The sequence below is a fragment of the Mycolicibacter acidiphilus genome (genome assembly GCF_018455725.1).
Taxonomy (GTDB): domain Bacteria; phylum Actinomycetota; class Actinomycetes; order Mycobacteriales; family Mycobacteriaceae; genus Mycobacterium; species Mycobacterium acidiphilum.
The window spans coordinates 16,815-27,090 of the sequence record NZ_JAHCLR010000034.1 but is presented as its reverse complement, the minus strand read 5'-3'; the positions used below and the strand labels follow the sequence as shown (position 1 = coordinate 27,090).

At 66.9% G+C, this 10,276-nt stretch carries 11 protein-coding genes; 3 read left to right on the top strand and 8 right to left on the bottom strand.

The genetic code is table 11. The features are described from left to right. Positions 1-2: 2 nt before the first annotated feature. Both KIH27_RS15545 and KIH27_RS15540 read left to right on the top strand, forming a co-directional pair. Positions 3-1,073: an ABC transporter ATP-binding protein gene (locus KIH27_RS15545; RefSeq protein WP_214093864.1), complete on the top strand. Its 1,071-nt coding sequence runs from the start codon at positions 3-5 to the stop codon at positions 1,071-1,073. An 11-nt stretch (positions 1,074-1,084) separates the two neighbouring features. Continuing rightward, positions 1,085-1,891 carry a hypothetical protein gene (locus KIH27_RS15540; RefSeq protein WP_214093863.1) on the top strand — a complete coding sequence of 269 codons (807 nt, stop codon included), beginning with the start codon at positions 1,085-1,087 and terminating at the stop codon, positions 1,889-1,891. A 4-nt stretch (positions 1,892-1,895) separates the two neighbouring features. Here KIH27_RS15540 and KIH27_RS15535 read toward each other — a convergent pair whose 3' ends face one another. From KIH27_RS15535 to KIH27_RS15505, 7 genes are all read right to left on the bottom strand, one after another. After that, on the bottom strand, positions 1,896-2,957 hold the full coding sequence (locus KIH27_RS15535; RefSeq protein ID WP_214093862.1) for a tellurite resistance/C4-dicarboxylate transporter family protein: 1,062 nt from the start codon (positions 2,955-2,957) through the stop codon (positions 1,896-1,898). Positions 2,958-3,003: 46 nt separating this feature from the next. Continuing rightward, positions 3,004-3,462 (bottom strand): carboxymuconolactone decarboxylase family protein, encoded by a 459-nt coding sequence (locus tag KIH27_RS15530; protein ID WP_214093861.1) that lies wholly within the window; start codon positions 3,460-3,462, stop codon positions 3,004-3,006. Beyond that, positions 3,459-3,794: a carboxymuconolactone decarboxylase family protein gene (locus KIH27_RS15525; protein WP_214093860.1), complete on the bottom strand. Its 336-nt coding sequence runs from the start codon at positions 3,792-3,794 to the stop codon at positions 3,459-3,461. The genes KIH27_RS15530 and KIH27_RS15525 overlap by 4 nt, the downstream gene beginning before the upstream one ends. A 33-nt stretch (positions 3,795-3,827) precedes the next feature. Continuing rightward, complete coding sequence (locus KIH27_RS15520) at positions 3,828-6,638, bottom strand: aconitate hydratase (protein ID WP_214093859.1); 2,811 nt, start codon at positions 6,636-6,638, stop codon at positions 3,828-3,830. 85 nt (positions 6,639-6,723) lie between these two features. Beyond that, positions 6,724-7,386: a class I SAM-dependent methyltransferase gene (locus tag KIH27_RS15515; protein ID WP_307856897.1), complete on the bottom strand. Its 663-nt coding sequence runs from the start codon at positions 7,384-7,386 to the stop codon at positions 6,724-6,726. A 44-nt stretch (positions 7,387-7,430) separates the two neighbouring features. Beyond that, entirely contained in the window at positions 7,431-8,411 is a 981-nt protein-coding gene (locus tag KIH27_RS15510; protein WP_214093857.1) for a pentapeptide repeat-containing protein, read from the bottom strand. A 201-nt stretch (positions 8,412-8,612) separates the two neighbouring features. Further along, positions 8,613-8,966 carry a DUF732 domain-containing protein gene (locus tag KIH27_RS15505; protein ID WP_214093856.1) on the bottom strand — a complete coding sequence of 118 codons (354 nt, stop codon included), beginning with the start codon at positions 8,964-8,966 and terminating at the stop codon, positions 8,613-8,615. 197 nt (positions 8,967-9,163) lie between these two features. Here KIH27_RS15505 and KIH27_RS15500 point away from each other — a divergent pair, with 197 nt between their 5' ends. Next, on the top strand, positions 9,164-9,799 hold the full coding sequence (locus KIH27_RS15500) for a VldE C-terminal domain-containing protein (RefSeq protein WP_214093855.1): 636 nt from the start codon (positions 9,164-9,166) through the stop codon (positions 9,797-9,799). On the opposite strand, the gene KIH27_RS15495 is transcribed toward KIH27_RS15500, so the two are convergent. Then, entirely contained in the window at positions 9,796-10,275 is a 480-nt protein-coding gene (locus KIH27_RS15495; protein ID WP_214093854.1) for a peroxiredoxin family protein, read from the bottom strand. The genes KIH27_RS15500 and KIH27_RS15495 overlap by 4 nt on opposite strands. Position 10,276 lies beyond the last annotated feature (1 nt).

Sequence of the window (10,276 nt, the reverse complement as noted above, 5' to 3'; positions counted from 1 at the left end):
CAGTGGCATCGGTGACGTTCGAGCAGACCACCCGGCGCTATCCCGGCAGTGTGCGCCCGGCGCTGGACCGCCTCGATCTGGAAATCGCCGACGGCGAGTTCATGGTGCTGGTCGGGCCGTCCGGCTGCGGCAAGACGACGACGCTGCGGATGCTGGCCGGACTCGAAACCGTCGACGCCGGGCGGATTCTCATCGGGCAGACCGATGTCACGACGCTGGACCCCGGTGCCCGCGACATCGCGATGGTGTTCCAGAACTACGCGCTGTATCCGCACATGACCGTCGCGCAGAACATGGGTTTCGCACTCAAGATCGCCAAGACCCCGAAGGCCGAGATCGCCCGTCGGGTCAGCGAAGCCGCGCAACTCCTCGGTCTGCAGGATCACCTGAACCGCAAACCCAAGAACCTGTCCGGGGGTGAACGGCAACGGGTGGCGATGGGCCGAGCGATCGTGCGCCGCCCGCAGGTGTTCCTGATGGACGAGCCGCTGTCGAACCTGGACGCCAAACTGCGGGTGCAGACCCGCAACCAGATCGCGGAGTTGCAGCGCAGCCTGGGCACCACCACCGTCTACGTCACCCACGACCAGGTGGAGGCGATGACGATGGGCGACCGGGTCGCCGTGCTGTGCGACGGGGTGCTGCAGCAGTGCGCCACACCGCGCGAGTTGTATCGCCGGCCGGCGAACATCTTCGTCGCCGGGTTCATCGGCTCACCGGCGATGAACCTGCTGACGCTGCCGGTTGTCGACGGTGCGGTGATGCTGGGGGACTGGCGGGTGCCGGTGAGCCGGGAGATCGCCGCCGAGCACCCCGAGGTGACGGTCGGGGTGCGTCCCGAGCACCTGCTGCCCGGTGCCGACGGCGTCGACGTCGACGTGGACCTGGTGGAGGAACTCGGCGCCGACACTTATGTCTACGGGCGCATCACCGGTGCGGACGGCTCCGTCGGGCAGGCACTCACCGCCCGGGTCGGCGCCGACGACAGGGTCCGGCGCGGCAGCCGACTGCGGTTGCACCCCGATTCGGAACGCCTCCTTTTTTTCGACATGAATGGCTGTCGGATCATGTAGGGTCGATACCCATGCGACACGCCATGAGGCTCGGCGCGCTGGTGGCTGCACTCGGCGCCGGTGTAGCGATCGCCGCGGCATCCGCCGGCGCAGCCCCGTACAGCTGGCTGCAGCCGGCCGACCTTTCTGTGGGGGCCCCGGACTTGGCTTACCCGGCATCCGACGACTCGCCAGAGCTGAACCTCGCCATCGCGCTGTTCGGCGTCCCGGTGTTCCAGGAGGGCAGCGCCAACGTCTATTCGACGTTCGGGTCGGGCCTGCTCGCGATCGCCTCCGGCGCCGGCAGCGTGGCCACCACCGGGGGCTTCTTGAACACCGCGCTGGCGTTCGGCGACGGCAGCACGGCCAGTGCCAGCGGTGCCGGCATCATGGTGATGGCGGTGGGCGACCATGCCACAGCGGGGTCCGGTGGGCTCCTGCCGCCGATCCCGATCGGCCTGCCCACCGGGGACAGCGCCTTCGCGTTCGGCGATCACAGCATGGCCGGCGTCTTCGGTGGCAGCTACAACAGCGCGGTGGTCGTCGGCAACGACAGCACCGCCACCGCCGGCGGATTGAACAGCTTTTTCAACTCTGCCAGCGTGTTCGGTGACCACAGCACCGCCGCGGCGGGTGGTGACCCCGCCATCGACAACTCGGGATCCTTCGACCTGGCCGCCGTCAATGGCGACAACCTGGACGCGGACGCGACCGGTGGCATCTTCAAGATCGACCTGCAGCCGCTGTTCAGCTCACTGGGCCTGACCTCCGGGACCGCCGACGCGGACGGCTCGTGGCTGGCCGATCTGTTCGACGGCTCCTGGTTGCACTCGCTCTAGGTCGTCAGCGTCGCGCGGTGGCGCGCGGTCCGAGGGTGCGTACCAGGTGGTGCAGCATCGCCACGAACGTCACCGCCCACGCGGCCAGCGCGATCCAGCTCTCCACCGAGCCGATGTAGTAGACGATCGGCAGGTGGTCGACGGTGCCCAGGTACTTGCCGCCGACGCCGTACATGCCGAGCGGGAAGATCACACTCCACAGCGGTGCCTCGTAGCGCAGCGGAATCCGGTGCACCACATGCCGCCACACCCCGGCGGCCAGCAGCGGTGGGATCAGCCAGGTGCCGAACGCCCAGAACACCACCGACGTGCCGGCGATCAGGCTGCGGGTGGCGTCGGCCATCGGCGCGTGCGCCATCTCCGCAATGCGGGCCCCGGCCACAACCGTGATCGCGGTGCCGCCCATCGCCACCCAGTACTGCGGGATCAGATCCTCCGGGCGCAGCGGGTACAGCATCATCCGGGCGGACACGAAGATCCCCGCGGCCGCGTACAGGAATACCCCGACCGCCCAGGACGCCACCGCGAGCAGCGCCAGGATCTGCCGCCACAGGTCGGTCATGTCCGGTTGCAGTACCGCGGCGAGCACCGCCACCGATTCGCTGGCCACCACCCAGACGAACCAGGTGCCGTTGGCCCGCTGCACCACCGGTCGCTCCGTGGTGCTGAGCACCGCCGTCCACGGCACCACGTAACCGAACACCAGCCACAGCAGGGAACTGCCGATCAGCAGCCCGAACGCCACCGTGGTGTGGCCGTCGAGCACCAGTCGGGTGCCCATCACGTTGGTCGCCGAGACGAACGTGAACAGGCCGAATGCCCGGCCCGAGTCGAACAGGTCCGCCCGAAATGCGCTCGGGTACACCGTGATCCGGACCGCGGAGACCACCAGCAGCACCAGGTAGGTCAGCACCGTCAGCCACAGCAGCAGCATCGACAGGCGATAGGCGCCCTGCTGGTGCATGGCGATCGACATGATCCCGGTGGCCATCACCAGCGCGAAGTAGCCCGGGTTGAGCGTCTGAATCGCTTCCCGAACGTGAGCCCATCCCGTGCCGCGCAGCATCGTCGGCGATCTTACGGCCGACACCGCCGTCGCGCGGGCGAAGCGCTCAGTGCGCGACGGGCAGATCCGGCAGCCGCTGATGGGTGGCGACGGCCAGCCGGTTCCACACGTTGATCGTGGCGATCGCCATCAGCAGGTGCACGGTCGCGGTCTCGTCGAAGTGCGCCCGGACCTCGGTCCACACCGCGTCGGGAACCCCGGCCTCGCCGATCCGGGTGACCGCCTCGGTGAGGGCCAGCGCCGCACGCTCGGCCGGGGTGAACAGGTCCGGGGCCTCATGCCAGGCCGACAGCACGTCGAGCCGCCGCTGATCCTCACCCTGGGCGCGGGCGTCCCGGTGATGCATGTCCAGGCAGAACGCGCACGAATTGAGTTGGGAGGCACGGATCTTGACCAACTCGTACAGCGCGGGGTCCAGCCCGGAACTTCGCACGTAGTTCTCCATCGCCAGCACGGCCCGGGTGGCCTTCGGATCGACGGCGTAGACGTTGAGCCGTTCGCTCATCGTTTCTCTTTGCTCAGCACGTCCAGGGCGATGGTGGAGTGCGCGAAGGCGCCGCCGGCGCGCATCTCGGCAGCCACCCAGACCGCTTCGATGATCTCGGCGTCAGTGGCTCCCTTGCGGTGGGCCAGTTTGGTGTGGCCTTCGATGCAGTACGGGCACTGCGTCACGTGCGCGACCGCGACCGCGATCAGCTGCTTGGTCTTCTCCGGCAGCGCACCGTCGGCGAACACCGCCTTGGAGAACGCCTGGAACGCATCATTGACCTGTGGGTTGAGTTCCCGGCGGCGGTCGTAAATCTCCTGCGTCGCTTTCGGGTACAGACCATCGGACATGAGTTGCTCCCTTTCTGGTCGGGGCCGGGCGGGTCAGACGGTGCTGCCGCCCAGCAGTTGACGCAGCACGTACTGCATGATGCCGCCGTGCCGGTAGTAGTCGGCCTCACCGGGGGTGTCGATGCGGACCTTGGCATCGAATTCCACCCCACCCGCCTTGACGTGCACGGTGGCCGGGATCCCGCCGTTCAGCGCGGTCACCCCGGTGATGTCGAACGTCTCCTCGCCGGTCAGTCCCAGTGAGTCGGCGTTCTGGCCGGCCGGGAACTCCAGTGGCAGCACGCCCATCCCGATCAGGTTGGACCGGTGAATCCGCTCGTAGGACACCGCCAGGACGGCCTTCACCCCGAGCAGCACCGTGCCCTTGGCCGCCCAGTCCCGCGACGAACCGGAGCCGTACTCCTTGCCCGCCAGGATCACCAGCGGCGTCCCGGCGGCGATGTAGTTCACCGAGGCGTCGTAGATGGTGGTCACCGATGCGTCCGGCTGGGTGAAGTCGCGGGTGAAGCCGCCCTCGGTGCCGGGTGCCAGTTCGTTCCGCAGTCGCACGTTGGCGAACGTGCCGCGGATCATCACCTCGTGGTTGCCGCGCCGTGATCCGTAGGAGTTGAAGTCCTTGCGGTCGATTCCGTGCTGCTGCAGGTATTTTCCGGCCGGTGAGTCGAACTTGATCGACCCGGCCGGGCTGATGTGGTCGGTGGTGACCGAGTCGCCGAGCTTCGCCAGCGCCCGTGCCCCGGTGATGTCGGTGACCTGCTGCGGTTCGCGGGTCATGCCGTCGAAGTACGGCGGCTGACGCACGTACGTCGAATCCGCGCTCCACTGGAAGGTGTCGCCGGCGGGGATCTTCATCGACCGCCAGTGCTCGTCGCCCTTGTACACGTCGGCGTAGCTCTTGGTGAACATCTCGGCCTGCAGGCTGTCGTCGACCACCGCGGTGATCTCCTCCATGGTCGGCCAGATGTCGGCCAGGTACACCGGCTGCCCGTCGCTGCCGGTGCCCAGCGGCTCACTCACCAGGTTGATCCGCATGGTGCCGGCCAGCGCGTAGGCGACGACCAGCGGCGGCGAGCACAGGAAGTTCATCCGGGTCTCCGGGTGGATGCGGCCCTCGAAGTTGCGGTTGCCGCTCAGCACCGAGCAGATCGTCAGGTCGGCGTCCAGCGCCGCCTTGCTGACCTGCGGGATCAGCGGACCGGAGTTGCCGATGCAGGTGGTGCAGCCATAACCGACCAGGTTGAAGCCCAGCTTGTCCAGGTACGGGGTGAGCCCGGCGCGGTCGTAGTAGTCGGTGACCACCCGGGAGCCCGGCGCCAGCGTCGTCTTCACCCACGGCTTGGTGGACAGCCCCTTCTCGACGGCCTTCTTGGCCAGCAGCGCCGCGCCGATCATCACCGACGGGTTGGAGGTGTTGGTGCAGGAGGTGATCGCCGCGATCACCACCGCGCCGTTGTCGATCTCGAACTCCGGGCCGGTCGGCATCTTGACCTCGGCCGGATGCGACGGCCAGTTGTGCTCGTGACCGTCGCAGCACGGGGTGCGTGGCTTGTCCTCGACCCGATCCCGGCTGAATGCGACCGGGTCACTGGCCGGGAAGGACTCCGCCGAGGCCTCGTCGAGGCCGGCCAGCGCCTCGGCGGTGGTCTTCGCCCCGCCGAGCAGTTCGGCGACCGCGTGCGGGGCCGCGCGCAGCGGGATGCGGTCCTGCGGCCGTTTCGGCCCGGCGATCGACGGCTCGATGGAAGCCAGATCCAACTCGACGACCTGCGAGTAGTCCGGTTCGTGGGCGGCGTCGTGCCACATGCCCTGTTCCTTGGCGTAGGCCTCGACCACCTTGATCTGGTGGTCGGATCGGCCGGTGAGCCGCAGGTAGTCCAGCGTGACCTGGTCGATCGGGAAGATCGCGCAGGTTGCCCCGTACTCGGGGCTCATGTTGCCGATCGTGGCCCGGTTGGCCAACGGGACGTTGGCGACGCCGGGGCCGAACAGTTCGACGAACTTGCCGACGACCCCGGTGCGGCGCAGCAGTTCGGCGACGGTGAGCACCAAGTCGGTGGCGGTGGTGCCGGGCGGCATCTCGCCGCTGAGTTTGAGCCCGACGACGGGGGGGATCAGCATGCTCATCGGCTGGCCGAGCATGGCCGCCTCGGCTTCGATGCCGCCGACGCCCCAGCCGAGCACCCCGAGTCCGTTGACCATCGGGGTGTGCGAGTCGGTGCCGACCAGGGTGTCGGGGTAGGCGAGCGGTCCCTCGGCGCTGTCGCGGGTGAAGACCACCCGGGCCAGGTACTCCAGGTTGACCTGGTGGCAGATGCCGGTGTCCGGCGGCACCACGGCGAAGTCGTCGAATGCCTGCTGAGCCCAGCGCAGCAGCTGGTAGCGCTCGGCGTTGCGCTCGAACTCCAGCTCCGCGTTGATCTTGAACGCCTCACCGCTGCCGAACACGTCGGCGATCACCGAGTGGTCGATCACCAGTTCGGTGGGGCACAGCGGGTTGATCTTCTTGGTGTCCCCGCCCAGGGCGGCGATCGCGTCGCGCATCGCCACCAGGTCCACCACGCACGGCACGCCGGTGAAGTCCTGCATCAGCACCCGCGCCGGGGTGTAGGCGATCTCCCGGCCGTGCGCGGCCGCCGGATCCCAGCCGGCCATCGCGGTGATCTGCTCGGCGGTGACCAGCCGCCCGTCCTCGTTGCGCAGCAGGTTCTCCAGTAGCACCTTGAGGCTGTAAGGCAGGCGTGCCGATCCGTCGATGCGGTCCAGTCGCCGGATCTGGTAGCTCGTGCCGTCGACGACGAGCTGATCCTTGGTTCCGAAACTGTCGAGGTTGGCTGCGGCAGGCATGGTTGACCCTCTCACCGGTCGGATTCAGTTGGATAGCACCAACCCTAGCCCGAATAACAGGCTTGGCGAGGGGGGATTTAGACCCTTACTTGTGCGCGACGAAATGTGTGATCGCACCGGAGGTTTCGAAGGCGTCGACGGTCAGGCCGGCGTCGGCGAGCCAGCGCCGGGCGTCCGCGGCCGTGCCGCTGGGGCCGAAAGTGCCCGACGCCCGCATCAGCACCATGTAGGCATCGGAGCGCCGCACCTCGCCGCGGGTGACGAAATCTCCGATCAGCCGCCCACCGGGTTTGAGCACCCGGGCGATCTCCCGGATCGCCGCCGCCGGGTCGGGCAGGCAGTGCAACCCGTTGAAGCACACGCACAGGTCGAACTCGCCGTCGCCGAACGGGATCGCCTCGATGCTTGCCTCGGCGAACTCGACGATGCGCTGTTGATCGGGGGTGAGGCGCCGGCGGGCGTGGTCGAGCATCCCCGCCGAGATGTCCATCGCCACGTAGCGCACCCGCTGGCCCGGCCGCAGCAGCGCGGCGGTGATGCCACCGCCGCAGGGCACGTCGAGCACCGTCGAGCCGTCGGGCAGCTCGGTGACGACGTCCATCGCGGCATAGATGCGGCCGACGTCGGTGCCGAAGATCAGCCGGCCGAGGACCCGAGTCGCGCCGCGCTGTTCGATCGCCCGCGCGTAGAAGGCCCCGACCGTGCGGGCGAAGAGCCTGTTCTGCCAGACCCGGCTGACGTTACTCACGGGCCCGTAATCTACCGGCCACGACGAGCCTCGGGGCATACGTCTTACAGACCGTCTGCGATAGACGCCTCGATGAGACCTCGGGAGTGCGCATCGAGTGAGTCGAGGTCGAGCCACCCTTCGGCGTCATCGGGAAGTTGGGTAACGTGGCATTTCCAACACATTTCCAAATAGCGGGCCTCGTTGGGTGGCAATTCAGCGGTAGTGATCCAATCGAATGCACGGCGTGCTACCGCTACAAATCGAGGAATTCTCTGGCCATGATCCGGCAAGCGTAGACTTCGTGTATCGATCCCAATGAACTCTACGTCATCAAGTGCGGCATTTCTTAGATCACATTCGCTGAACGCATCCGGACGTACCCGCCAGGGAAAGGTTGATTTGTGATCGCGGCCATCGAACATGATTTCGGTTAGACTACCCGAAAAGATGCACCGCACGAACGATGCGTTGATCACCTGTTCGTTGGCGAGCGTAACCGCCTCGAACTGGCAGTCGCGGTATTTTCCATCCGATAAGCTCGCGGACTTCATGTTTCCCGAACGCCAGTGGCAGTTTATATATTCAACATCCCTGCCCTTGTACGGCGCGCCGCCGATGTTCGAGTTCTGCAGGTCGGACTCGGAGAAGTCGCAGTTCATGAACCGAACTCCCCAGCTTCGCCAGTAGCGAAAGGTTCCGCCCGTGAATGCGCAGTCGCGAAGTTCAGAGAGGAACAGCCGAAGATGGTCGATCTCGGAGTAACTGAAGTCGATGGATTGCCATTTGACTTTATGGAATTCCGGCGGTTTGTCGAGGGTGACGAACGTGTAGTCACGCTCTATGCCGGCCACCTGAACGTGCTTCTCGGTCACACCTTGGACGTTGGTGTGGATTGTCAGGCCACGAAGGTCCCAGCGCCCTTCATGCTGCCCGAAGGCGACCTTCTCGATCGCCTTCCACCTTCTCGGGTGCTCCAGTGCTTTCTTTGCGTGGGCCGCGCGTTCGGGTGTCCAGCGCTCACGGAGTTCTCGAGGACTCACCATCGCCTAGCCCTCACCGAAATCCCGACGCAGGCCCGACGCCGATTCCTCCATCGACAACACTGCACCGGTCACAACTTCGACGGATACTCATAACTCGCTCACGCCCGCCGCTCTTCACGCCGACAACGCCAGCAGCCTAACGAACGGATCGGTGAAGTCCCAGCACAAAAGTGACGTATGCCGCTGCAGACAAGCTTATCGTCAGTGCTGCGCCGCGGCCCGCTCGTACACCGGCCGCTCGCCGGGGCAGTAGGTGTTGATCGAGGCGCCGAGGAACTTCCAGGCCTGCGCCTGGGTGGTGCCCTTCTGCAGGTTCTGGGAGATGAAGTGCACCGACTTGTCCGCGTCGCCGTCCACACCGTTGCGCAGTCGTTCACAGGTGATCTTGCCCAGCCAGGCGTTGTAGTCCCGCGCGCCGTAGATGCCGTAGGTCTTGAGCTCGTAGGCGAAGTCGGTGTCCGGGTCGGCGTGCGCGAGGGCGGCCAGTGCCACCGCGGCACCCATGATCGCCGCGGCGAAGGTAGCGGGAACGACGGACAGGCGAGGCGACTTCATGGGTTGCAGTGTAGCGGCATCTGCTTAGCTCGTCTTCCTTTGCGACGGGGTGGCGACGACGCGCACCGCTCCGACCTGCTCAGATGCTCGACAGAGACCCCATCGGTCGGTGCCGGATGTGATGAGCGAGACACAATCGCAGCCTGAGCTTTATAAAATTGTGACTATTTGCCGGATTTCTCGTATCGTGTCTTCCCGTGGGCCGACACGAGTTAGCCGGCAAGCGGCATAGATCCCCTGCATGGATGGCGGTGGTCGTCGCGCCGATCGCGGTGTTCTTTGCTGTGAGCGGCAGCGCGTACCCGGCCGCCGCCAAGGACGTCGCACCGGTGGTTGCTGACGACGATGGGCCGTGTGACTGCCTGCAGTTGGTCGCGGCACCGTCACCGGCCCGGGAGCCGGGCACCGCGGAGGCGGTCGCGGCGGCGTCCCGGACGCGGATCGTGCCCCGATTCCTGCCCGCCGGGGTCGCCCCGGAAAGCGGCCTGCAGGTCCGGACGATCCTGGCCGCCCGCAGCGTCAGCGCGGAGTTCCCGGAGATCCACCAGATCGGCGGGGTGCGCCCCGATGCGCTGCGCTGGCACCCCAACGGCCTGGCCGTCGACGTGATGATCCCCAACCCGGGCAGCGCCGAGGGCATCGCGCTCGGTGACCGCATCGTCGCCTACGCGATGGAGAACGCGAGCCGGTTCGGTCTGCAGGACGCCATCTGGCGCGGCTCCTACTACACGCCCGGCGGCCGGCAGAGCGGCGCCTACGGCCACTACGACCATGTCCACCTCACCACCACCGGCGGTGGCTACCCGCACGGCGACGAGCTCTACCTGCGCTAGCTCTCGGCGTGCAACTGCCCGAGCAGGATTCCCAGCGCCAGATCGTCGATGGCGCCCAGGTGTCCGAAGCGCAACCGCCCCGTTTTGTCGATGACCAGTGTCGACGGTGTGCCCTGTAATCCGTAGCGCCGCATCGTCACGGGCATCGGGTCGTCGCCGTCGTGCCGGTCGATGGCGACGGGGAAGCGAATGTCGAACTCGGACACGAACACCCGCAGCGCGTCCGGGCCGGTCACCTCATGGTGCTCGAACACCGTGTGCAACCCGATCACCGCGGTCTGCGGGAACAGTCGGTGCAGCTTCTGCGCCTGCGGTAGTCCGTAGCGCACACAGCCGGGGCAGAGCATCTGGAACGTCTCGATCAGCACCACCCGCCCGCGCAGCGACGCCAGCGGGGTGGGTTCGCCGATCCACTCGGCGACCTCGAGTTCCGGTGCGAGTTCGACTGATTCGGTGGGGGCAACGGGGTCGGCCATG